Genomic DNA, 21707 nt, shown 5'->3' with positions numbered 1-21707 from the left:
TTGGGAACATAAAGTTGTCCCTTTTCCACTTCTCAGAGGTCATTGTCCCCAGATACCGTTCCTGGCTGAGGCTCTTTGCCAATAAAAGGGGCGGTTTCCACTTCCAGCATCAGCAACACCATTTCCGTTAACTCGGCGTCGGACTTCTGTCCCGCATAGAGGTCATGGAGTGCTTTGGCGAAGGGGATGCGCAGGTCCTGGTTTTCTTCGCGGGCGGTATCGCTGGATTGCATGAGTTCGCTGATGGCTCGCAGCACAGCCGCTTGCCACCGAGCGGTGGTCCTGGGACCACCGCTGGTGATTGCAATCAACTTATCCTTCGTCAGCTGGCGAAGGGCAGGTTCTCGCAACGGCTTATGCGGCTTTGGGTTGCGAGTGATCTTTGACATACCGGACGATACTCAGCGTTTCCTGCCGGAACTGCTCGTAGTCGATCTGCTGGGCGTTAATAAAGGTGCTGCCCATCATGGTCAGCGAGCCCATAAAGCTGGCTTCGGAAATTTCCTCATCGCTCGCGCCAAACAAGCGCGCGGCTTCGGTATGGAACAGAGCGCAATACTTGCAACGGGTCGCCCCGGATACCGCCAGACCTATCAACTCCTTGTACTTATTAGGAATCTTGGTATCTGCCAGCCAGAAATCCCGGGCTACGCCCCAGAATCCGATCGCGCCGCCTTCCGGCATCTGCTTGATCCACTCCGGAACCAGACCCAGGGTCTGTTCAATTTCCTGATAGGTATCACGAATGGCCATTTGACACCTCCTTACCTCTGTAGAGACATCTTCTATAGAGATATAACTAGTTTAGTTCCCTGGCGGCCATGCCAGAGCCGGCTGCAGCACGACTTCAGCAAATGAACTCTTAACCATCGTAGAAACAACAGGATGGATTTAGACTTTTCGGGCGCAATGACGTACCGCTCAGTACCTGGAGTTATCAGACTTGGCGGGTTGGCTAAGAGACGATCTTCGGATGATGCACGTGCTGGTAAAGCGTGCACCATACAAAACAAAGCCCTCGCAAAAACGCGAGGGCTTTGTTGTTTCTGATGTTTAAAAAACAGGTCTTAGTGACCCGCACTCTGCCCACCATCAACGTGCAGGATTTCCCCGGTGACAAAGTTGGCGCTGTCCAGATACACCACAGCCTGAGCGATATCGCCGATTTCGCCCATATGCCCAACCGGGTGCAAACTCCCCAGCGCTTCATGGGTTTCCTCACCATGCATCGGCGTCTTGATGATGCCAGGGCTAACCGCATTCACCCGAATCCCGCGCTTGGCGTACTCGATGGCCAGGGATTTAGTCGCCGCGTTCAAGCCACCCTTGGTCAACGACGCCAGTACCGATGGCACACCGTCAATCGCGTGGTCCACCAGGCTGGTGGTGATGTTGACGACGTGGCCTTTACCCTGTTTTTCCATCTCGGCAATCGCAAGCTGAGTGATGTAGAAGAAACCATTCAGGTTCACCGACAGCACCGCGGCATAGTCTTCAGGGGTGTAAGCAGTGAACGGCTTGGCGACGAAGATCCCGGCGTTGTTGACCAGGGTGTCGATGCGGCCAAAACGGGTGATCGCTTCACGAATGACTTGCTGAGCGACTGCCGGGTCGCCAATGTCGCCCGCCACGGTGAGGATGTCCGGGTCGGTGGACGGTTTGATCGAACGCGAGGTGGCGACAACCTTGTAATCGAGGTCACGGAAAGCCTTGACCATGCCTGCGCCGAGGCCTTGGGATGCGCCAGTGATAACGATGACTTTTTTCGAATTGCTCATGATGAACCTCAACTGATAAATGATGGTTTGAAAAGTGATCAATCAAGCTTCGGCTGGCGCCTGCGCCATTTGCCTCAGCATCTGTTCGTAGTACTCGACCGATTGCGAACCGGACACCAGGTGACGACCGTTGAGAATCATGGCCGGTACCGAATTGATGCCGCGCTCGCGGTAAAACGCCTCCAGCTCACGCACCTCGTTGGCAAACGCTCCGGACACCAACACCTCACGCGCACTCGCCGCATCCAATCCCACTTGCGCCGCCAGTCGAACCAGCGTCTCGCGATCGTTCGGGTTCTGGCCGTCGGTGAAATAAGCACGCAGCAAGGCTTTCTTGAGTGCGATCTGCCGCCCTTCCTGCAACGCCCACAACAGCAACCGGTGAGCATCGAAGGTGTTATGGAAGTGGCTGCGTTTCTCCAGATCGAACTTGAACCCAATGGCCTCGCCCCGAGCGATCTGCATCGCTTTGCCGGCGGCGACGTCCTCGGCGCTGCGCCCGTACTTGCGCATCAAATGCGCAACCGCGTTCTCGCCTTCAGCCGGCATGTCGGGGTTCAGCTCGAAAGGCTTGAAGGTCAGCTCGACCGAGACTTCACCCGCCACGTTCTCGATCGCTTGCTCCAGCGCCGTCGCACCCAAGGCGCACCACGGGCACACCACATCGGAAATGAAATCGATGGTGACGGCCGCAGTCATGACTGCCCCTCCGCCTCAGCCAATTGCTTGCGGTACTGGGTGGTAGTCATCCCGGCATAACCCCAGTTATCGGTGTCGACTTCCTCGATCACGATGTGGGTCAGGTCCGGGCGTTTGTTGAGGACGCGTTCCAGGGTTTCAGTGATTTCGGCGATCACCTGAGCTTTCTGCTCTGAGGTAACGCCATCGCGGGTAATGCGTACGCTGACAAAAGGCATGATGAGTCTCCAGTGACCTGCCCTTCGGGATGAGGGGTAGGTGGGTGGAGCTCAATGTAAGAGGTTGGTTTGGGGGGATAAAGGTGGGGGCGGGAACATCATTAGTGACATGGCGTAATGAGTTCAGGTGGAACGTATCGCTATTTTCTGAAATATCGCGCATAAAAAAGCCCCGAATCAATCGAGGCTTTTTGCGTTTCGCCGTGCTTCACATCTCACTGACTTCAAACACAAACGAAATCCTGCGACTGCTCGCACTCCATACATACCGAATGTGCTTCCCCTGCTTGGGAATGGACACGGCCGGCGGTCGAAACGCGGCCACACATTCATGCCCAGGCAATCGGACGCTGTTGTAGAGCAATCCCCAGGACAACGTTTCGCGCAGTTGCCGGGCAAAGGCCTGGGCCGGGCCGTAGGCGTCGGGATCCGGGTCGTGCAGGTGTGGATAGTCGGCGCGGATGTCGTGCAAAGGTTTGACGACCCGGTTGACGTAAGTGCGCATGGTCAACTCAAGGTCCGGCTCGTTGGTCGCGGCGAGGAAACGTTCCTGGTGATAGCTCGTCTCGGCAATGGCGGCGGCCTGGCTGCTGGCGGCGTAGTAGACGCCGAAGGTGCCGTCGGTGAAGCGGCTGGTTTTGCCGATGTGGGTGAAAGCAGCCATTACCGGTGTGGAGCCGGGGCCGGAGATGCGGTCTTCGGGGCGTACGCGGGCGAGCACGCCGGCTTCTTCCATCAGCCGATCATTGGTCAGGGCTTCCAGCGCATAGGCGGTGGGCAGGTCTTCGGGGTCGAGTACGTCTTCGAACAACGAGATCGGCGGGAAGCAGCTGTTGACGATCCGATAGGCCCGCGGCCACTGCGGATCGGCCAGCTCCGGCGCCATCAACCGCGCACTCCGTCGAGGTAGCGGCGCACATCAGCGATGTCGACCACGCGACCGGCCAGCATGTAGCTCAATGCCGACTGGCCATTGAACGGCGCAGCGGTGTTGGGACTGCTGACCCATGTGTAGGCACGCTCGCGACTGTTGCTGAAGATGATGCTCAACGCTTTGTGGATGCCCATCAAATACGAGATGCGCTCCAGGGTGTCGTGGGGCAGACGCACGTTGGGCGGCAGGTGTTTGTATTTGTAGAAAGTCGTATTGCCGACTTTGCCCAGGAGCGTGCGTTGTTGCTCGGCGGTGCAGCCCCAGCGTTCCATGAGGTTGAAGAAGAACTTGAGCGCGACTCGACCGGCTTCGGGGGTCTCGAGTTGTTGCTGTGGGCTTAATGCAGTGGATGAGGCAGGCATGGGGATGGCCTCCTTGTATGTTCGATGTCTTGATCTCAGACTAGTACAGATACGAACAAAAATATATTTTTTATTCGTAAACGTATCGGCTGTTCCCCGTCCCGAAAAATGCATTTCGCCTTTCTTCGGCCCCCGAAAAAGACGCCGACGCACGGTCATAAACTCACGTTGACACCCCCATGATAGAGGCAGAGAATTTAATCGAGAGCGCGAAACCGACTGCCTCCAAGTGGCAATAGTCGGCGGAGGAACCCCGTTGATGACTTGGAAATCAACGCTTGGTGAGACCTCTTCTCCCCTGCTTGAGGGAGCACAATATCAAGCACCCATTCATGAAAGCAGCCTGATCAGGCTGCTTTTTTTTGTCTTGAAAAAGGGCGGGTCGTTGATAAACAAACACCCGATAACCGCCCGATTCGAGCCACTTTTTTGACCCCGATCACCTGCCCCCCACCAAAAACCCCGATCCTGTGTCAGCCTCCAGCCATCGGACGCAGAATCATTTCGCTACTAAACTCGGGACAAGCATGCTCTGGTGCAGGATCATAGCCAGCACGCGACCGACACCCACCAGGCGGCAAGGTCCACAACAATAGCCAGCCCACTTTAGAGGGCATTACCCAAATGGATAGCAGAACCTTACGCAACCTCATGCGCATCGTGCAGACCGGCTCATTGTCGGCGGCGGCTGAGCATTCCTGTTTGACCGTGCAAGCATTGGCCGCGCAGTTGAACAAGGTCGAAGAGCAGTTCGGTTTTCGGTTGTTTCGTCGCTCCAACAAGGGGCTGACCCTGACAACCCAGGGCACGGAGCTCACGCCCTACATGGACAAAGTCTTGGTCGCCACGCGGCAAATGGAAGAGAAAGTCGCCGCGCTCAAGGTTCCCGGGCAGCGCACGCTCAAGGTCGCGCTTAACACCACCCTCTCGGCTGACTTCAACCGGCGAATGATCGGGCGCCTCATCGAGGTGTTTCCCGACTATCAACTGGAATTCAGCTATGCCGAGTCGATGGAAAACCTCAGCAAATTGAAGAATGAGGACTTCGACCTGGCGGTGCTGATCGGGCCGCAACAGCCGGGGTTGCCCAGCATTGCCCTGCCTGATGTGCAGGTACAGGTGGTCGGTGCTCATTGCGGTCAGGAAAACGACCCGCTGGTGCTGCTCGGCAATAAGCTTCAGGTTCGTCCGGCCGACGATTGTCCGTATTCCCACAGCTTCTTGCGCTTTCTCGACGCCGGCCTTGGCAACTACGACTCAGGCAAGCGGATGATCTATTCCTGCAGCGAAACCCTGACGCTGTCGTTGATCACACAAATGGACGGCCTGGGCATGGTTTCCCGTGAAGCTGCCCTGCGCAATGGCCTGACCATTTTCCCGGATTTCGAGGATTCGCTCGAAGTGCGGCTGGCGGTCAATAACCCCGAGCTATCGGGCCAGGCCTTGAATTCCGTGATCGACCTGCCGCTACATGAACGAGCCGAGCGCAATGTACGCAACCGTTCCCACCGCAACGGAGAGAAAGAGGTTTTTGCTGAAATACGCACATAACAACGTCGGAATGGCTGCATAAAATTCCGGGCGATCGAGCTGTACATGCTGATCCTTGATCAACAGGGGCGTAAGGCTGATGGCAGCGACGATCGCCACCGGCAGGTATTCCAGCGCCCGGGCGACCAGGGGTGGCCAATGGTCGGTGTTGACCTGCAGCGGCAATGCGCGCGGCAGAAACGTCACGGCCATCATCAGCGCAACGACCAGGATCAGGAACGTTTGGTCAGGCATACACCCACCCCGCAGCCCACGAATGTGGCGATGAACACGTTGAAAGGTGAGTTGCCGATCAGGCTCAGGGCACCCATGCAGGCGACCGCGGCCAGTGCAGCGATCAGTTTGTTGCGAGTGTTGCACAGCGATACCAGCACGTAGAGCATCATCGCGGTCAGCGCATAGTCGAGCTGGTATTTGATCAGGTGCGCCGCATACTGCGCGCAGATCGCCCCCAGCAAACCACCGAGCACCCACGACGTGTGGCAATACAGATTGAAGCCGATCAGGTAACGCACATTGACCGGCGAGCCCTTGCCCAGCTTGACGCTGTGGAAGGCGAACGATTCATCGGTGAGCCCGCCCGCGTAACACCAACGCTCCAGACGACTGAGTCCCATCGCCTGCAGGGCCTTGGCCATGTAGACCGACATCAGCATGTGCCGCGCATTGATCAGAAACGTGGTGAGGATGATGGTGGTCAGCGACGCACCACTGGAGATCAGCGCCAGGGCGGCGAACTGCGAGGCGCCGGCGTAGACGAACAGGCACATCGCGACCGGCAGCCATACGGGCAACCCGGCATTGACGGCCATCAAACCGAATACGAACGACACCGTGAAGTAGCCCGCAACAACCGGGCTGGCTTCAGCGAACGTGCGCGAGGGCTGGGGCTCGACCATCAGCGGCTGGCTGCTGGACGTCTCATTCATAGGTCCCTCTCAAAGGTCGTTTCGCCGCGCGGCTCACAAAAGCCCTGGGCACTCCAAAAACGTTTGCCGGCAAGGTTAGCATCGTCGACAAACAGGAACATCCGCAGCACACCCACCCGTTTCATGTCCGCCGAAGCCGCTTCCACCAGGCGCTGACCGACACCCTGGCTGCGATACGACGGGCTCACCGCCAAATGATTGATGGTGCCACGGCTGCCGAGCATGCCGCCCAACACCGCGCCAACCACTTCGCCGCAGACATCGAGCGCGAGGAACGCAGTGGTGGTTTTCTGCACCAGTACACCGCTCAGGCATTTGGCGTCCTGCCATTCACAAAACGAAACTTCTTCGAATTGCCGGAAGAAGCGCTCCAGACGTTGAGCATCCTTGGCCGTCGCACGCAGCAGCATCACCGGCGCAGGGCACTCGGCGATGTTCATCCTGGGGTCGAACTGTTCAGCGAACAATGTCGAAAGCGGTCCCGGGCCGCGAGAAGGAAATGGCCAGGATCTGCCGATAGGCCATTTCGTGAGCATGGATGTTGCGTGCCGGGGTCACGTAGTGACGCATGTCGCGATCGAGGAAGTACGTGGTGTCGAGGATTTCCAGATAGGTCGTTGCCGCCAACTGTTCCTCTTGGGCCGAATACAAACGGCTCTCCGCTCCGTCCACGTTGTTGCGGCCCCAGAAATGCACACCGCTGAACGGATAACCGTCGCAGTGAATGCCTTCCGGGGTAATTTCCAGTTGCTTGCCCGGCTTGATCTCGATGCGGATCTGATGGATCTGGCATTGCCAGATTTCATCGTGCAACTCCGGCGGCAATACGTGTTTGTACACCTCGAAATCCGCATCGATGAGGCTGCGCATCACCGGCGAATTGATGACTTCATTGGAGAAGTCCTGGAAGTGCCGCTCCAGTCCACCGACATAGCTGTTGTTGGCCTTCGATTGCACGTAGGCGCGGTGTTCCAATTGCTTCAAGTCACGGGTAACCGGGTTGTATTCAAAATCGCTGTAGCGACGAAAACGCATGCCCGCATCGGCCTGGCCGTAATAACTGTCCGGCTCCATGTTTTCCCAACTTTTGGTCAGTCTGACGAAGTCGGAAAAATGACCGAAGAGATTGAAGTCGGCTCCCTGGACGTTGACATACTTGTCGCGCCGTAGCGATTCGCCAACTTCTCTGTTCAACACGATCATTACTAGGTCTCCGCTGCATTAAGCGGCCTAATCTAGTAGGTGCCGGATTGACGGCCCATGAGAAAGAATTTCAGGCATATCAAGCGTTGCTTGAAACGCAGGATGAAGTTGCTTCAATTCGACTTTTTACGATCGAAAACAGCCGTTTTCGGTGTTTTTATACGGTTATGAGGCAAAAAAACCCCGAACCAGTCAGGGTTTTTATCGAGTCTGAACAACTCAGCCGATCATCAGAAGATGTTGATCGGGTAATCCACGAATACGCGCAGTTCGTTGCCGCTGACGTTGTACTCGCTGGATTTCTGCGATACACGCAGAATCGAGCTGCGCACCTTCACGCTCAGGTCTTTGGCCGGGCCACTTTGCACGACGTATTTGAACTGGTTGAAGATTTCGCGCTCGGTGCCACCTTCACTGGTGGAGGTGGTGATGTTGTCACCGCGCACGTAGGCCACGTTGTAGCTCAGGCCCGGAACGCCGAAGGCGCTGAAATCCAGACCGTAACCCAGCTGCCAGCTGCGTTCGTCTTCGGCGTTGAAGTCGGACCAGTAGGAGTTCGCCAGGTAAATGGTATTGCCGCCATCGCCGACACGGTTTTGGCCGCGCTGATAACCACCGTAGGCATAACCCAGGTTGCTGTCGCCGGTGCTGCGCTGGTGGGCGAGGGTGAACGAGTGCGGGCCGGTGGCGAAGGTGGCCGCCAGGCTCCAGATTTTATTGTCGTCGCCGGTGACACCGTTTTCGCGGACGTAGGAATTGTCCAGCTTGGTGCGGTAGCCGTTGAAGTCCAGGGTCAGGGACTGATCCTTGGCGATCGGGAACACGTAGTTGGCGTTCACGTATTGTTTCTTCAGCACATCTTCAACGTCGGAAGCGTACAGCGCTGCCTTGAACTGTTCGGTGAACTGGTAGCTACCGCCCAATACGTTGATCGACTTCAAGCCACCACTGTCACGGCCTTCAGCACTTTTACGCGATTCGGCAGTGAAGCGGCCGGCGTTCAGCTCCAGGCCTTTGATCTCTTTGGAGGTGATCAAGGTGCCGGTATAGCTTTCCGGCAGCAGGCGGGAGTTGTCGTAGTTCAGCACCGGCAGGGCCGGCATCTGGTCACCGTAGGTCAGGACGGTGTTGGAGATACGGAATTTGACCGCGCCACCGAACCTGGACAGGTCATCGGCCGCGTTGCCGCTGTCGCCCTGCTTGAAGAAGTCGATACCACCGGCGCCGCTGCGGCCTTTGCCGCCGTCCAGACGCAGTGCGTACAGACCGAAGGCATCCACACCCACACCGACGGTGCCTTGGGTGAAACCGGACGAGTAAGTACCGATGGCCGCTTGGCCCCACTCGGCTTTATCCGGGTTGCCGTCTTTATAGTCACGATTGATATAGGCGTTGCGCAGCAACACTTTCAGGCTGCTGTCTTCAATAAAACCCTTGGATTCGGCCTGGTCGTTAGCCATGGCCTGCGTGGCGCTCAACATCCCCAGTGCGATCAGGCTGATTCGCTTGTTCAACATGTTATTTTCCTTATTACGGGTTGATACGCTCTGTGCCGAACAGCTGAAACGGCGCTATCGCACTCTTTTTTCACCGCGAAAACAAAAAGGCCCGCCCACGAAAATTCGCGGCGGGCCTTTTATTGTTTTGTGCGGTCATGGCGGTTAGCCACAGGCGTTGGGGCGCATCCTATCTGCGCCCTTAATGATGTGTCAATTTCGTGAATCGTCTGTAAATAGGCGAAAATCGTCTAAGAAATCACTTGTCAGCGATAGCCAACTGCACGGTATGGCTGTCGACGAATTGCTCGAAATGGGTGACTTTGCCGTCGGCCAGAGTCCACAAATGCGCGACCCGGACATTCATCGCGCGGCCGGTGGCTTTGTAGATGCCGCTGTAATTACCGTAGGCAAATACCTTGTCGCCCTGAGCGACATAGTTTTCGACCTTGAACTGAAAATCTTCCCACTCGGTGGCCAGGCGCTTGAAGACATTTTCGACGATAGCGTCGAAACCGATGTAGGTGCCGGCGTAGGGGAAACCCGCCGCTTCAGTCCAACGGGCATCATCGGCCAGGGCCTCTGCGGTGTTGCGCGCATTCTCCTGGGAATTGGCGCCTTCGTAGGTGCTTTTGATCAGGCTCAGGTTATCCATGGTGACTCCAGATGAATTCAATGGGCGCAGCCGTCGAGGCCACAGGCTTGAAACGCAGATGAAGAGTCTTTTGCCGCAACCGACTGGTTCAACCATTGGGCGAAGGCTTGCGGCTTGCCGAGCCAAGGGCCGATATCGACCAGGGTGAACCGGCCATCCTGTTCCAGTGCAAAGGTCGGGAAGCCCTGACCGCCGACACGGGCCAAGAGTGCGCGGCTGTCCTTGATATGGCGATCGGTATCGGCTGCACTAAATGCCTGCTGGAAAGCCTCGGGTTCAAGACCTGTCTGAGCGGCGAGTTCAAGCAAAACAGCCTCGTCAGCGATGCGTCGACCTTCCACGTAATGAGCCGTCTGCAAACACCCCAGCAACTCCAGTCCGCGCCCGGCGATCTGCTCGGCTGCCAGCACGGCGGCAATCGGTGGCGTGGAATCGAACACCGCCGTTTCATCACGCAGCAAGCCCTCAAAATATGCCTCGCCAAACGGTTGGCCGGTGTACTCGGCGATACGTCGGTCGTGGGGCATGACGTAATTGCGCAGTTGTGGCGAAACGCTCTGGCGATTGGTACCGCTCATCATGCCGCCACCGTGGGCGATTACGGGCAACACGGCTTGGGCGGCCTGCACCAATGGTTTGGCGCCGTAGCACCAACCGCACAATGGGTCGTAAATGTAGTGAAGGGTCATGGGAAGACTCCGGCAACAAAGTAGGAAAACTCAATGCCGGCAGACTAATACTCAGATCGTTTTGGAAAAACGCCGGAATCGATTTCAGTCTGTTTCAAGAATCGGTCGAATGACCCTCATCTTGCAGGCGCGCACTTTTGCGACGGGCATAAAAAAGCGCCGCCTTCCCGGCAGCGCTTTTATCAATCCGTTGTTTTTCTTCTTATCCTTCCATCACATCCCACAATGCTTCCAGTTCCGCCTCGCTGAATAAACCAGCGGGGTAGCGCTCGATCATCATCCGGCGCGGATCAGGTTCTCTGATCTGACGCGTTCCATTGGACTTTAACCATTGCGCCAGGACCTGGAGCGATTCGCTGTTAACTGCCAGGGGATGCAGTGCCCGCTCGCTCACGACATTCATTTCGGCGTTCATCTCAGCGCTCTCTCCTGGTTTGTGAGCGGCTAACTTATCCAAGGTTTATGACAGAACATCGAAGTTCTCTCCCTCCCCGTGTTGCGCCATCGAAGATACAAGAGCTGTGCCAATGTTTTCGAAGTGTCGATAAGTGGATACAAAAAAGCCCGCAGTCCTGACGGGCTGCGGGCTTCCTGTGAAGCGACGAGGCTAAATCGTTGCTTAATCGTTTTTTCAAACGACCCAAGCTGTTACGACCTCACTCACTCCTTGTGCGGCGCGGGCTGTTGTTGGGTAAGGCAATGAATGTTACCGCCCCCCAGTAACAGTTCGCGACCCGGCACCATGACCACTTCGTGTTGCGGGAACAAGCTCTGCAATATCTCTTTGGCCGGGCCGTCCAGCGGGTCATCGAAGCTCGGCGCGATGATGCCGCCGTTGACGATCAGGAAATTCACATAGGAACCAGCCAGACGAACGGTCGGATTGCGCTCCTGAGTGCCGTCCACCGGATCGACACCTGCACACTCTTCTTCGGTCGCATACAGCGGCCCCGGAATCGGCATTTTGTGCACCGTGAACGGGCGACCCTTGGCATCGGTGCTGTTTTGCAGCACGTTCATGGCCGCCTGGCAGCGCGGATAATTCGGGTCCTGCGGGTCGTCGGTCCAGGCCAGCAGCACTTCACCCGGACGCACGTAGCAGCAGAAGTTATCCACATGACCGTCGGTTTCGTCGTTGAACAAGCCATCCGGCAGCCAGATGATCTTATCCACAGCCAGATTCGCGCTGAGCACCGCTTCGATTTGCGCACGGTCCATGTGTGGGTTGCGATTGCGGTTGAGCAGGCATTCCTCGGTGGTGATCAGGGTGCCTTCGCCGTCGACATGAATCGAACCGCCTTCGAGCACGAAGCCCTCGGTGCGGTAGCGCGGGCTGCGCTCGATTTCGAGGATCTTGCCCGCCACCTGCGAATCGCGGTTCCACGGCGAATACAAACCACCGTCGAAACCGCCCCAGGCATTGAAGTCCCAGTCCACACCCCGGACTTCGCCGCGGTTGTTGATGACAAACGTCGGGCCGGTATCCCGGACCCAGGCGTCATCGCTGGACATTTCCACTACACGAATATTCGGCACGTCCAGACGGGCACGGGCATTTTCATACTGGCCAGCGGATACCGCCACGGTCACTGGCTCGAAACGCGCGATGGCTTTGGCCACCGCAACGTGCGCCGCTTGCGCCGGTTTGCCACCCAGGCGCCAGTTATCCGGGCGTTCGGGCCAGACCATCCAGGTCTGGGTCTGTGGCGCCCATTCGGCGGGCATGTAAAAGCCGTCGGCGCGAGGGGTGCTGTTCAAAGTGGTCATGGCTTCAGGACTCCAGAATACCGTCGAGGGTTTTGATCGCGCCGTACAGGTTCGGACGACGGTCACGGAACGAACCCCAGGCGCTGCGAATGTGCTCCAGCTCATCGAGGTCGAAGCTGTGAACCAGAATGCCTTCTTCGGTTTCGTTCAGCTCTTGGACTTTCTCGCCAAACTGGTTGGCGATGAACGACGAGCCGTAGAAGGTAATGTCGTAGCCGTCCTGCTCTTCGTTACCGATGCGGTTGCTGGCGATCACGGGCATCAGGTTGGCGCCGGCATGGCCCTGTTGCACACGCTGCCAGTGGTCGCGGGACGAAATGGTCTTGTCGTGCGGCTCACTGCCGATGGCGGTCGGGTAGAACAGAATTTCCGCGCCTTGCAGCGCCATGCTGCGGGCGCACTCGGGGAACCACTGATCCCAGCAGATGCCCACGCCGATTTTCGCGTAACGGGTATTCCAGACTTTGAAACCGGTATCGCCCGGGTTGAAGTAGTACTTTTCGTGGTAGCCAGGGCCATCCGGGATGTGGCTTTTACGATAAATCCCGAGGTTGCTGCCGTCGGCATCGATGATCGCGATGCTGTTGAAACGTGCGCGGCCAGCCAGTTCATAGAAGCTGATCGGCAGCACCACTTGCAGTTCTTTGGCGACTTTCTGGAAGTGCTTGATGGCAACGTTGTCTTCGACCGTCGTGGCCAGTTGCAGGTAGTCCGGGTTCGGCTTCTGGCAGAAGTACGGAGCCTCGAACAGCTCCTGGATCAGGATGATTTGCGCGCCTTTCGCCGCGGCCTCACGGACCAGCTTTTCAGCGGTCTCGATGTTGGCTTCAAGGTCCCAGGAACAAGCCATCTGGGTAGCGGCGATGGTAACGATACGGCTCATGAATCATCTCCTGGGCAAGTGCTTGAGGGTCAGTGTGGCATCGACCGATGACAGAAACGGGAATCACCGGGCGTGGTTTGTCCACACCGTGGGCAGTGGCGACTTTATAGCCGATAAAAATCGACTTTAAAAGCTATAAATACTCACAGCTTTGAAATAACATCAAAAATTCCCGATAACAATCGACATTCTCAACCTCTACGAGCTGCCTACAAACCTTCGCCCAGCACCTTCGACAGCATGTCCACAAAGAAATCCACGCTCTGCCGCGACGTGACCATCGGCGGTTTGATCTTGAGGATATTCAGGTGATCACCCGTCGGCTGCATGAAAATCCCCAACTCACGAAGGCGATCGCACAACGCCGTGGTTTCTTCGGTCGCCGGTTCAAGGGTTTCGCGATTACGGATCAACTCCACACCCAGATAGAAGCCGGAACCATGTACCGCCCCCACCAACGGATGCCGGTCGATCAAGGCTTCAAGACGTTCCTTGAAGTACCCGCCCACAACCTGGGCATTTTCCCAGAGTTTTTCTTCTTCCATCACATCCAGCACCGCCATGCCGATCCGGCAACTGACCGGGCTGCCACCGGCCGACGAGAAGAAGTAACCCTCGGCCTCCAGCGCTTCAGCGATTTCCCGGCGGGTGATGACCGCACCCAACGGCTGGCCGTTACCCATGCCTTTGGCCATGGTGATGATGTCCGGCACCACGCCCTGCTCTTCGAAGCCCCAGAAGAATTTGCCCATGCGGCCGTAACCGACCTGCACCTCATCGGCGATGCACACCCCGCCCTGCGCCCGCACCAATGCATAGACTTGCTTCAAATAGCCCGGTGGCAGCGAGATACCGCCGGCATTGCCGTACACAGGCTCGCAGATAAAACCGGCGAGCTGGCGTTTCTGCCCGGCGATTTTCGCCAGGTTGTGTTCGACGCTGCGCACGTAGTCCGGCGCACTGTCCGGACCACGGAATTCGCCGCGATAGGTATTCGGCGCGGTCACCGGATGCACCCAATCGGGACGGCTGCTCAAGGCCTTGGGGTTGTCGGCAATCGAAGTCGAGACGGCATCCGCCGCCACCGACCAGCCGTGGTACGCCTCCAGCACACTGAGCATGTCGCGACCGCCGCTATAAGCCCAGGCCAGCCGAATCGCCAGGTCATTGGCCTCGGTGCCGCTGTTGACCAGAAATACCCGGTCCATGTTGTCCGGTGCCAGCTTCAGCAAACGCTCGGAAAATTCGGCAATCGCTGCGTAGTGAAAACGCGAGTTGGTATTGAGCAACGACCATTGACGGCCGGCGACGGCGGCCATGCGTGGATGGCCATGCCCCAGTACCGCGACGTTGTTGAGCATGTCGAGGTAGGAGCGGCCCTGCATGTCGATCAGGTGATTGCGCCAGCCACGCTCGATGCGCGGCGGGTCGACGTAATAATGCTTCTGGGATCGGGCAAAACTGGCATCGCGGCGGGCCAGCAACGTCTGCGGGTCGAGTTCTTCTTCTGCATCGCAGGCCAGGCCCAGCAACGCAGCTGGCGACGGGCACAACGCCTGCCAGGCGGCGGCGCGTGAAGGTGTGCAAAACAACGGCGCGTCGAGCTGAGCGCTTCGACACAACTGCACGATCAACGGCCCGCTGACCTCGCCCAGCACCTGGCCTTTGACCAGCGCCGCGCCCGCGTGCAGCGACGGCGTCACCCCCCATAACCGCACACTCAGTTGTGGGCCATCCAGTTGCAGTACACCCGCCGCCGGCTGATGAACCACTCCGGCAAACGGCGATTCGACCGCCGTGCCGTAGGGCACTCGCAACTCGACGTGCAGAGGGCAAGTGGCCGGTTCAGTGGCGCTGTCCGGTTGGGTGCGAGACAGACGATATTGCCCATAACGACTGGCCGCCAGACCATGAGCCGCAGCAGCTTCGGTCAACAGACGCTGGTCGATCCCCTCCTGCTCCCAGTTACCCGCTTCGAAGTGCGGGCTGAGCACGCCCAGATCGATCAAGGCAAACTCACGCCCCACCAGACTCGGCAACAAGGGCGCAAAACCTTCGCTGGCGATACCCGGCAGGCCTTGACCGACCGCGGCCAGAATCGCTGCCTCCATCAACGCCAACGGCACCGATGTGGCAACGCGGAAAATCTCCCGCTCGTGGGTCAGGTTGTCGCGACTGTAGTCATTGCCCGGATCGATGCTGACCTGCTGTTCGCCACTGAGCACCAACACCGCCGAGCGGGCAACGATCAGCGGCCAGAGCGCCAGCAATTCTTCATGTTGCAACGGATTGACCGCGTGATAAGCCCGAACCGCCGGCAAAATGTAGAACGGATCGCCATCGGCATGGTGCAGCAGCGCGGCACAGGTCACCGACAGGTCGGTGATCCGCCAGGTACGGACCAGGTCGCCGAAATCGATCACGCCCTGCAACTGCCATTGGCGCTGCGAATCCCGCTGCCAGACCACGTTGTCGTCGGTGATGTCCATGTGAATCGCCTGCACCGGCAGCTTATCCACCAAGGGCTGCAAATGGCGCTCAGCCTGTTCGGCCGCATCAGCAATCCGCTTGCGTTGCTGGTCATCCTTGATCACCGGCAACAAATGCGCGATCAACGCATTGGCGTGGCGGGCATCCCATTGAAGGGTGCGCTCAAGGCCAGGATGGTCGAAATCGGCCAGTGCCAAGTCCATCTCGCCGCAGAGCCGGCCGAAACCGGCGACCACTGTCTGGCTCAGATGATCGAGGTGCGTGAGGGATTGGCCGTCGATGTAATCGAGCAGACGTACATGCACCGCTTGACCGCCGACATCGAGAGAGAGCAAATCTGCGCCGTTTATCGCCGGGATCACTCGCGGCACCGGCACGGCGGCGTGTTCAGCCAGATGCTTGAGACCGGCGTGTTGGGCTTGCAGCTCCAGCACCGAGTAATCGCCACGGCAGATTTTCAGGACGAAACGTCCCTGATCGCTGTCGACCCGGTAGTTGAGATCCTGCTGGCTGCCCAGGGCCTGCAACCGTCCGCTCAGCCCGTAATGTTCTTCCAACAGTTCTAGCGCTTGCGCCACAGACACCTGCGGGCTGGGCAGACTGGTGCGGTGAATCAACGTGGCGAGCGGCATACAATGACCCCTGAAATTTTATTAGGCGCTTATATCGCCACTGCCGGGGGCGATACGCAACCCCCTCCCTGGTTGGCGCGGATCAAATGCCCGAACAACTCTCTTCACTGCACTACTCGCACCCACCGCCACTTTGCGTAAGAATGTCGGCCATCAACGCCTATTGCTGGAGAAACACCATGAATGTAGTCACCACCGACCTGCCCGGTGTTCTGATCATCGAACCCAAGGTATTTGGTGATGAGCGCGGCTTCTTCTATGAAAGCTTCAACGCCAAGGCTTTCGAAGAAGCAACCGGGCTGAACACCCAATTTGTTCAGGACAACCATTCCCGCTCGCAAAAAGGCGTACTGCGCGGCTTGCACTATCAGCTGGAAAACACTCAGGGCAAACTGGTCCGCGTCACCGCTGGTGAAGTCCTCGACGTGGCAGTGGACATTCGCCGCAGCTCGCCGCATTTCGGCAAATGGGTCGCGGTGCGCCTGTCTGCCGACAACCATCGTCAACTCTGGGTACCGGAGGGTTTTGCCCATGGTTTCGTGGTACTGAGCGAGTTCGCCGAATTTCTCTACAAAACCACCGACTACTACACCCCGTCAGCCGAGCGCAGCATTCGCTGGGACGACCCGGACCTGGACATCGACTGGCAGTTGGACGAAGCACCGCAACTGTCGGCCAAGGATCAATCCGCCGCGTTCTTCAAGGACGCTGAAGTCTTTTCCTGAGTTGCTGTCTGAATTTTCACCGCCAGCGTGCACTTGATCCAGGGCGCGCAGACTGCGCCCGTAAGCCTAGGCATAATGCGTCTGTACCCACAGGCGCTCGCTGCTCATGAATACGACCCTCCCCCGCAGACCCCGCTGGCGCAGCCTGGCCCTGCTTGCGCTGTGTCTGGCGCCCTTGCTGTGGCCGCTGCAGCATCTGGCCGAGCGTTACTACCGCAGTGAACTGGCCGGGCAGAACCGCCAGACCCTCGATCTCTACGTCGCCAACCTGCTGGGCACCCTGCACCGTTATGAAGTGTTGCCGCAGATTCTCGGTGAGCTGCCCGCCCTGCGCGCGACATTGGCCACCCCCGACGAGGGCGTGGTGCAAGGCAATGCCAATCGTCTGTTGAAGAACATCTGTGCCCAGACCGGCGCCGAAGTCATGTACCTGATGGACGCCACAGGCAAGACATTGGCCGCCTCCAACTGGGACAAACACGACAGTTTCGTCGGCCGTAATTTCGCCTTCCGCCCTTATTTCAGTGAAGCCATGGCCGGGCGCCTGGGGCGTTTCTTCGGCCTGGGTACCACCTCGGCCAAGCGCGGCTACTTCTTTGCCGCAGCGGTACGTGATCGCGAAAAAATCATCGGTGTATTGGTGGTCAAGGTCGATCTCGATCACACCGAAAGCCTCTGGGGCAAAACCCCGGAACAACTATTGGTCACCGACCATAACGGTGTGGTCATCCTCACGTCGCGGCCAGAGTGGCGTTTCCGCTCGACCCGTCCATTGAGCGATGAAGAGAACAAGGCAGTCGCCGCGATTCAACCCTATCCAACCCGCGATCCAAAGCCGTTGAGTCTTGACCCCAATGCCTGGCTGACCCAAACCCGGCAGATCGAAGAAACCGGCTGGAGCGTCAGTATCCTTGCTCCGCGCACCCTGATCGACCGCCCCGTGCGCACGGTCGTGGCCATCGGCGGCGCAACGCTGCTGGTATTGATGCTGCTGCTCGGCCTGATGATGCAACGCCGACGCCATTACCTTGACCGGATTGCCTTCGAAGCCAAGGCCCGCCAGGAACTGGAAGGCCGGGTCGCCGAACGGACCAGCGACCTCGAGGGCCTCAACCGTCGACTGAAACAGGAAGTGCTGGAGCGCGAACACGCCCAGCAGGAATTGGTGCGCGCTCAGGACGACCTGGTACAGGCCGGCAAGCTCTCGGCGCTGGGGACGATGTCGGCGAGCATCAGCCACGAACTCAACCAACCGCTGGCGGCCATCCGCAGCTACGCGGAAAACGCCGAAGTGCTGCTCGATCACCAGCGCACCGAGGACGCTCGCGGCAACCTCAAGCTGATCAGCGAACTGACCGGGCGCATGGCCTCGATCATCGCTCACCTGCGCGCCTTCGCCCGGCGTGATCGCCACGCCCCGGAAAGCGTGGCCCTGCAACCGGCGCTGGACGATGCCCTGGCGTTACTGGCCAAGCGTCGGCGCAGCATGGAAGTCGAGCTGATCCGCGACCTGCCGGCCGCCACCCTGTGGGTCGAAGCCGGGGAAACCCGTCTGCGCCAGGTTCTCGGCAATCTGCTGGCCAATGCCCTCGATGCGCTGACGGAAAAAGGCCCGCCGCGTAAACTCTGGTTGAGTGCCCAATCCACCGCCGACGGCGTCAATCTGTACATTCGCGACAACGGCCCCGGGTTCTGCCTGGAAGCGCTGGGTCGTGCCGGCGAGCCCTTCTACACCACCAAGACCCGCACTCAGGGGCTTGGCCTGGGGTTGGCGATCTGCGACACACTGATGCGCGCCTTCGGTGGTGAACTGTCGTTCTCCAACCACAAGGAAGGGGGCGCCCTGATTACCCTGAAGTTGCGCGCAGGCGCACCGGGCGTGAGCCTGCAACCGTCCGAGGACCGAAGTGCATGACCATCGACAACCGCATCCAGGTCGTGTTGATCGACGACGATCCCCACCTGCGCCAGGCCCTGAGCCAGACCCTGGACCTGGCCGGCCTGAAGATCCTGCCACTCGCTGAAGCCAATGGCCTGGCCGGGCAACTGGAACGCGATTGGCCGGGCGTGGTGGTCAGCGACATCCGAATGCCCGGCATGGACGGTATCGAACTGCTGACCGAACTCCACGCCCTGGACCCGGAGCTGCCCGTACTGCTGATCACCGGCCACGGCGATGTGCCGCTGGCCGTACAGGCCATGCGCGCCGGGGCTTATGACTTTCTGGAAAAACCTTTCGCCAGCGACGCCCTGCTCGACAGCGTGCGCCGTGCCCTGGCCCTGCGCCGCCTGGTGCTGGACAACCGCAGCCTGCGCCTAGCCCTGAGCGATCGCAACGAACTGAGCGCCCGACTGGTCGGGCAATCGGCGCCGATGCTGCGCCTGCGCGAGCAGATCGGGGCACTGGCGGCGACCAAGGCCGACGTGCTGATCCTCGGTGAGACCGGTGCGGGCAAAGAAGTCGTGGCCCGGGCGCTGCACGATTTGTCGAGTCGGCGTAACGGCCCGTTCGTGGCAATCAACGCCGGAGCCCTGGCGGAGTCGGTAGTGGAAAGCGAGCTGTTCGGTCACGAACCCGGTGCATTTACCGGCGCGCAGAAGCGCCGAATCGGCAAGTTCGAATTCGCCAATGGCGGCACGTTGTTCCTTGATGAAATCGAAAGCATGAGCCTGGACGTGCAGGTGAAATTGCTGCGCTTGCTGCAAGAGCGGGTCGTCGAGCGCCTGGGCGGCAACCAACTGATCCCGCTGGACATCCGCATCATCGCCGCGACCAAGGAAGACCTGCGGCAATCCGCCGACCAGGGGCGCTTCCGTGCCGACCTGTATTACCGGCTGAACGTCGCGCCGTTGCGCATTCCGCCGTTGCGTGAGCGGGGCGAAGATGCGCTGGTGCTGTTCCAGCATTTCGCCGATGAAGCCAGTGCCCGCCACGGCTTGCCGCCCCACGAATTGCAACCGGGGCAACGGGCGCTACTGCTGCGCCACACTTGGCCAGGCAACGTGCGGGAACTGCAGAATGCCGCCGAACGCTTTGCCCTGGGCCTGGAACTGGCCCTGGACAACAGCGCGCCGGATGGCGGTGTCAGCACCCCAGTTGAAGTGGTCAGCGGCGGTTTGAGCGAGCAAGTCGAGAACTTCGAGAAGAGCCTGATTGCCGCCGAACTGGCACGCTCCCACAGTTCCGTGCGCAGCCTCGCCGAAGCGCTCGGCATTCCGCGTAAAACCTTGCATGACAAACTGCGCAAACATGGCCTGAACTTCGCCGACGGTGGCGCCAGCAGCCATACCGACGACCTCGATTGAGCTACCGTAAAATCACCCTCTTCAAACAAAGGGCCCACGAATGAACCGCGACAGTCGTCACCTGGAATCAATCCTCTATCGCGACATCCCCCTCACCCGGGACATGGGCCTCAAAGTGCTCGACTGGCACGACCAGCAACTGCGCCTGCACTTGCCGCTGGAGCCCAACGTCAATCACAAGAGCACCATGTTCGGTGGCAGCCTGTATTGCGGCGCGGTACTGGCCGGCTGGGGCTGGCTGCATTTGCGTTTGCGTGAAGAAGGTATCGAAGACGGGCACATCGTGATTCAGGAAGGGCAGATCAACTACCCGCTGCCGGTCACCATGGACGCGACAGCGATTTGCCAGGCGCCGAATGCAGCAGTGTGGAGGAAGTTCCTGGCGATGTATCGACGCTATGGGCGAGCGCGGTTGACGCTGCATTCGCGGATCGTGAATGCCGGGAGTGATGAGGATGCGGTGAGGTTCGTGGGGCAGTACGTACTGCACCGCTAGGAACCAGGGCCAATTGATCGTTCCCACGCAGAACGTGGGAACGATCTCACAGAAGTTCGGCGTGCTCAGGAACGAGCGAGCGCCAATAGCTTCTCCCGCCATGCCGCTTTAGCCGGCAGCGCCAGGAAGAACTCATTCAGCAACGATTCCCGCGCCGGATAGCAGAACGGCGCGCCGCTCAAATCCAGTACCTCACCACCCGCGCCTTCCAGTACACCTTGAGCCGCGGCCGTGTCCCACTGCGAAGTCGGCGCCAATCGCGGATAACAATCCGCCGCCCCTTCAGCCAGCAGGCAAAACTTCAGCGAGCTGCCGATATTCGCCAGTTGCAGCTCACCCAGGCTGTCGCTCAGCCCCGCGAGCAATCGCTCCTGCTCAGGGCTCGAATGCCGACGACTGGCGACCACCGTGAAAGCTTCACCCGCAGCCGGAACCTCACGAACCTGAATCGGCAACGGCTCGGCACCTTTATCGCCGCGCCAGGCACCCAACCCGGCACCGCCGACATAAAAACGCCCGTTGGTCGGCATCGACACCACGCCGAACACCACACGTCCCTGCTCGATCAGCGCAATGTTGACGGTGAACTCTTCGCTGCCGGAGATGAACTCCTTGGTCCCGTCCAGCGGGTCGACCAGCCACCAGCGCTGCCAGCCGGCACGCACGCTCCGGGGGATGTTGGCGTCCTCTTCGGACAGCACTGGAATACTCGGGTCCAGCGCCGTCAGCCCGGCCAGAATCACATGGTGAGCGGCCATGTCGGCAGCCGTGACCGGCGAATCATCGGACTTTGCTGTCACGGCAACGTTGACGCGCCAGAACGGCAGGATCGCCTCGCCAGCCTTCAAAGCCAGTTCGACCACCGGCGCCATCAACGGATGGGGAAAAGTCATG

General features: G+C 59.0%; 24 protein-coding genes. 5 read left to right on the top strand and 19 right to left on the bottom strand.

Annotated elements, in window-relative coordinates; genetic code table 11:
- Positions 1 to 32: 32 nt before the first annotated feature.
- The 7 genes from PSH64_RS01535 to PSH64_RS01505 form a co-directional block, all read right to left on the bottom strand.
- Positions 33 to 311, bottom strand: a complete 279-nt coding sequence (locus PSH64_RS01535) for a hypothetical protein (protein WP_305479746.1) — start codon at positions 309 to 311, stop codon at positions 33 to 35.
- 43 nt (positions 312 to 354) lie between these two features.
- Entirely contained in the window at positions 355 to 753 is a 399-nt protein-coding gene (locus PSH64_RS01530) for a carboxymuconolactone decarboxylase family protein (protein WP_007939479.1), read from the bottom strand.
- A gap of 314 nt (positions 754 to 1067) precedes the next feature.
- Positions 1068 to 1778, bottom strand: a complete 711-nt coding sequence (locus PSH64_RS01525) for an SDR family NAD(P)-dependent oxidoreductase (protein ID WP_105348870.1) — start codon at positions 1776 to 1778, stop codon at positions 1068 to 1070.
- Positions 1779 to 1820: 42 nt separating this feature from the next.
- Positions 1821 to 2477 carry a DsbA family oxidoreductase gene (locus PSH64_RS01520; protein WP_105348793.1) on the bottom strand — a complete coding sequence of 219 codons (657 nt, stop codon included), beginning with the start codon at positions 2475 to 2477 and terminating at the stop codon, positions 1821 to 1823.
- The gene (locus PSH64_RS01515; protein WP_105348790.1) at positions 2474 to 2695 is read right to left on the bottom strand and encodes a 4-oxalocrotonate tautomerase family protein; all 222 of its coding nucleotides are present in this window, start codon (positions 2693 to 2695) and stop codon (positions 2474 to 2476) included. Before PSH64_RS01515 ends, PSH64_RS01520 begins: the two co-directional genes overlap by 4 nt.
- Positions 2696 to 2903: 208 nt before the next feature.
- Entirely contained in the window at positions 2904 to 3581 is a 678-nt protein-coding gene (locus tag PSH64_RS01510) for an RES family NAD+ phosphorylase (RefSeq protein WP_105348788.1), read from the bottom strand.
- Entirely contained in the window at positions 3581 to 3991 is a 411-nt protein-coding gene (locus PSH64_RS01505) for an MbcA/ParS/Xre antitoxin family protein (RefSeq protein ID WP_105348786.1), read from the bottom strand. Before PSH64_RS01505 ends, PSH64_RS01510 begins: the two co-directional genes overlap by 1 nt.
- A 624-nt stretch (positions 3992 to 4615) precedes the next feature.
- Between PSH64_RS01505 and PSH64_RS01500 the strand changes: the two genes are divergently transcribed.
- Entirely contained in the window at positions 4616 to 5542 is a 927-nt protein-coding gene (locus PSH64_RS01500) for a LysR family transcriptional regulator (protein WP_305479745.1), read from the top strand.
- On the opposite strand, the gene PSH64_RS01495 is transcribed toward PSH64_RS01500, so the two are convergent.
- The 11 genes from PSH64_RS01495 to PSH64_RS01445 form a co-directional block, all read right to left on the bottom strand.
- Positions 5459 to 5776 (bottom strand): AzlD domain-containing protein, encoded by a 318-nt coding sequence (locus tag PSH64_RS01495; protein WP_105348781.1) that lies wholly within the window; start codon positions 5774 to 5776, stop codon positions 5459 to 5461. The genes PSH64_RS01500 and PSH64_RS01495 overlap by 84 nt on opposite strands.
- A complete protein-coding gene (locus tag PSH64_RS01490) occupies positions 5755 to 6471 on the bottom strand; it encodes an AzlC family ABC transporter permease (protein WP_105348778.1) in 717 nt (238 codons plus the stop codon). The genes PSH64_RS01495 and PSH64_RS01490 overlap by 22 nt, the downstream gene beginning before the upstream one ends.
- Positions 6468 to 6881, bottom strand: a complete 414-nt coding sequence (locus PSH64_RS01485; RefSeq protein WP_181150740.1) for a GNAT family N-acetyltransferase — start codon at positions 6879 to 6881, stop codon at positions 6468 to 6470. Before PSH64_RS01485 ends, PSH64_RS01490 begins: the two co-directional genes overlap by 4 nt.
- Before the next feature lie 46 nt (positions 6882 to 6927).
- Entirely contained in the window at positions 6928 to 7674 is a 747-nt protein-coding gene (locus PSH64_RS01480; protein ID WP_105348776.1) for a 2OG-Fe dioxygenase family protein, read from the bottom strand.
- A 230-nt stretch (positions 7675 to 7904) separates the two neighbouring features.
- Positions 7905 to 9191, bottom strand: a complete 1287-nt coding sequence (locus PSH64_RS01475; protein WP_305479744.1) for an OprD family porin — start codon at positions 9189 to 9191, stop codon at positions 7905 to 7907.
- A gap of 238 nt (positions 9192 to 9429) precedes the next feature.
- Positions 9430 to 9825 (bottom strand): nuclear transport factor 2 family protein, encoded by a 396-nt coding sequence (locus tag PSH64_RS01470; protein ID WP_105348772.1) that lies wholly within the window; start codon positions 9823 to 9825, stop codon positions 9430 to 9432.
- 17 nt (positions 9826 to 9842) lie between these two features.
- Positions 9843 to 10514 (bottom strand): DsbA family protein, encoded by a 672-nt coding sequence (locus PSH64_RS01465; protein ID WP_305479743.1) that lies wholly within the window; start codon positions 10512 to 10514, stop codon positions 9843 to 9845.
- A gap of 202 nt (positions 10515 to 10716) precedes the next feature.
- Positions 10717 to 10929: a hypothetical protein gene (locus PSH64_RS01460; protein ID WP_030129326.1), complete on the bottom strand. Its 213-nt coding sequence runs from the start codon at positions 10927 to 10929 to the stop codon at positions 10717 to 10719.
- 245 nt (positions 10930 to 11174) lie between these two features.
- Positions 11175 to 12281, bottom strand: a complete 1107-nt coding sequence (aguA, locus tag PSH64_RS01455; RefSeq protein WP_105348767.1) for an agmatine deiminase — start codon at positions 12279 to 12281, stop codon at positions 11175 to 11177.
- A 4-nt stretch (positions 12282 to 12285) separates the two neighbouring features.
- Positions 12286 to 13164, bottom strand: coding sequence for an N-carbamoylputrescine amidase (gene aguB / locus PSH64_RS01450; RefSeq protein ID WP_305479742.1), 879 nt, complete (start codon positions 13162 to 13164; stop codon positions 12286 to 12288).
- Positions 13165 to 13373: 209 nt separating this feature from the next.
- The gene (locus PSH64_RS01445) at positions 13374 to 16286 is read right to left on the bottom strand and encodes an aminotransferase (RefSeq protein ID WP_305479740.1); all 2913 of its coding nucleotides are present in this window, start codon (positions 16284 to 16286) and stop codon (positions 13374 to 13376) included.
- A gap of 179 nt (positions 16287 to 16465) precedes the next feature.
- On the opposite strand from PSH64_RS01445, the gene rfbC reads away from it, so the two are divergent.
- The 4 genes from rfbC (at position 16466) to PSH64_RS01425 (ending at position 20813) form a co-directional block, all read left to right on the top strand.
- Positions 16466 to 17011 (top strand): dTDP-4-dehydrorhamnose 3,5-epimerase, encoded by a 546-nt coding sequence (gene rfbC / locus PSH64_RS01440; RefSeq protein ID WP_305479739.1) that lies wholly within the window; start codon positions 16466 to 16468, stop codon positions 17009 to 17011.
- 106 nt (positions 17012 to 17117) lie between these two features.
- The gene (locus tag PSH64_RS01435) at positions 17118 to 18926 is read left to right on the top strand and encodes an ATP-binding protein (RefSeq protein ID WP_105348757.1); all 1809 of its coding nucleotides are present in this window, start codon (positions 17118 to 17120) and stop codon (positions 18924 to 18926) included.
- A complete protein-coding gene (locus PSH64_RS01430; protein ID WP_305479737.1) occupies positions 18923 to 20317 on the top strand; it encodes a sigma-54 dependent transcriptional regulator in 1395 nt (464 codons plus the stop codon). The genes PSH64_RS01435 and PSH64_RS01430 overlap by 4 nt, the downstream gene beginning before the upstream one ends.
- Before the next feature lie 40 nt (positions 20318 to 20357).
- Positions 20358 to 20813 carry a YiiD C-terminal domain-containing protein gene (locus PSH64_RS01425; RefSeq protein ID WP_105348752.1) on the top strand — a complete coding sequence of 152 codons (456 nt, stop codon included), beginning with the start codon at positions 20358 to 20360 and terminating at the stop codon, positions 20811 to 20813.
- Positions 20814 to 20878: 65 nt separating this feature from the next.
- On the opposite strand, the gene cysQ is transcribed toward PSH64_RS01425, so the two are convergent.
- Positions 20879 to 21706, bottom strand: a complete 828-nt coding sequence (cysQ, locus tag PSH64_RS01420) for a 3'(2'),5'-bisphosphate nucleotidase CysQ (RefSeq protein WP_305479735.1) — start codon at positions 21704 to 21706, stop codon at positions 20879 to 20881.
- Between the last annotated feature and the right edge of the window lies 1 nt (position 21707).

It is taken from the genome of Pseudomonas sp. FP1742, from assembly GCF_030687145.1.
In the GTDB taxonomy this organism is placed as follows: Bacteria; Pseudomonadota; Gammaproteobacteria; order Pseudomonadales; family Pseudomonadaceae; genus Aquipseudomonas; species Aquipseudomonas frederiksbergensis_D.
This window is presented reverse-complemented; position numbering and strand designations above follow the sequence as displayed.

Excerpts from the sequence above, each read along its gene's own strand:
- PSH64_RS01530 (WP_007939479.1), bottom strand. The coding sequence starts at position 753 with ATGGCCATTCGTGATACCTATCAGGAAATTGAACAGACCCTGGGTCTG.
- PSH64_RS01525 (WP_105348870.1), bottom strand. The coding sequence starts at position 1,778 with ATGAGCAATTCGAAAAAAGTCATCGTTATCACTGGCGCATCCCAAGGC.
- PSH64_RS01520 (WP_105348793.1), bottom strand. The coding sequence starts at position 2,477 with ATGACTGCGGCCGTCACCATCGATTTCATTTCCGATGTGGTGTGCCCG.
- PSH64_RS01515 (WP_105348790.1), bottom strand. The coding sequence starts at position 2,695 with ATGCCTTTTGTCAGCGTACGCATTACCCGCGATGGCGTTACCTCAGAG.
- PSH64_RS01510 (WP_105348788.1), bottom strand. The coding sequence starts at position 3,581 with ATGGCGCCGGAGCTGGCCGATCCGCAGTGGCCGCGGGCCTATCGGATC.
- PSH64_RS01505 (WP_105348786.1), bottom strand. The coding sequence starts at position 3,991 with ATGCCTGCCTCATCCACTGCATTAAGCCCACAGCAACAACTCGAGACC.
- PSH64_RS01500 (WP_305479745.1), top strand. The coding sequence starts at position 4,616 with ATGGATAGCAGAACCTTACGCAACCTCATGCGCATCGTGCAGACCGGC.
- PSH64_RS01495 (WP_105348781.1), bottom strand. The coding sequence starts at position 5,776 with ATGCCTGACCAAACGTTCCTGATCCTGGTCGTTGCGCTGATGATGGCC.
- PSH64_RS01490 (WP_105348778.1), bottom strand. The coding sequence starts at position 6,471 with ATGAATGAGACGTCCAGCAGCCAGCCGCTGATGGTCGAGCCCCAGCCC.
- PSH64_RS01485 (WP_181150740.1), bottom strand. The coding sequence starts at position 6,881 with ATGCTGCTGCGTGCGACGGCCAAGGATGCTCAACGTCTGGAGCGCTTC.
- PSH64_RS01480 (WP_105348776.1), bottom strand. The coding sequence starts at position 7,674 with ATGATCGTGTTGAACAGAGAAGTTGGCGAATCGCTACGGCGCGACAAG.
- PSH64_RS01475 (WP_305479744.1), bottom strand. The coding sequence starts at position 9,191 with ATGTTGAACAAGCGAATCAGCCTGATCGCACTGGGGATGTTGAGCGCC.
- PSH64_RS01470 (WP_105348772.1), bottom strand. The coding sequence starts at position 9,825 with ATGGATAACCTGAGCCTGATCAAAAGCACCTACGAAGGCGCCAATTCC.
- PSH64_RS01465 (WP_305479743.1), bottom strand. The coding sequence starts at position 10,514 with ATGACCCTTCACTACATTTACGACCCATTGTGCGGTTGGTGCTACGGC.
- PSH64_RS01460 (WP_030129326.1), bottom strand. The coding sequence starts at position 10,929 with ATGAACGCCGAAATGAATGTCGTGAGCGAGCGGGCACTGCATCCCCTG.
- aguA (WP_105348767.1), bottom strand. The coding sequence starts at position 12,281 with ATGACCACTTTGAACAGCACCCCTCGCGCCGACGGCTTTTACATGCCC.
- aguB (WP_305479742.1), bottom strand. The coding sequence starts at position 13,164 with ATGAGCCGTATCGTTACCATCGCCGCTACCCAGATGGCTTGTTCCTGG.
- PSH64_RS01445 (WP_305479740.1), bottom strand. The coding sequence starts at position 16,286 with ATGCCGCTCGCCACGTTGATTCACCGCACCAGTCTGCCCAGCCCGCAG.
- rfbC (WP_305479739.1), top strand. The coding sequence starts at position 16,466 with ATGAATGTAGTCACCACCGACCTGCCCGGTGTTCTGATCATCGAACCC.
- PSH64_RS01435 (WP_105348757.1), top strand. The coding sequence starts at position 17,118 with ATGAATACGACCCTCCCCCGCAGACCCCGCTGGCGCAGCCTGGCCCTG.
- PSH64_RS01430 (WP_305479737.1), top strand. The coding sequence starts at position 18,923 with ATGACCATCGACAACCGCATCCAGGTCGTGTTGATCGACGACGATCCC.
- PSH64_RS01425 (WP_105348752.1), top strand. The coding sequence starts at position 20,358 with ATGAACCGCGACAGTCGTCACCTGGAATCAATCCTCTATCGCGACATC.
- cysQ (WP_305479735.1), bottom strand. The coding sequence starts at position 21,706 with ATGACTTTTCCCCATCCGTTGATGGCGCCGGTGGTCGAACTGGCTTTG.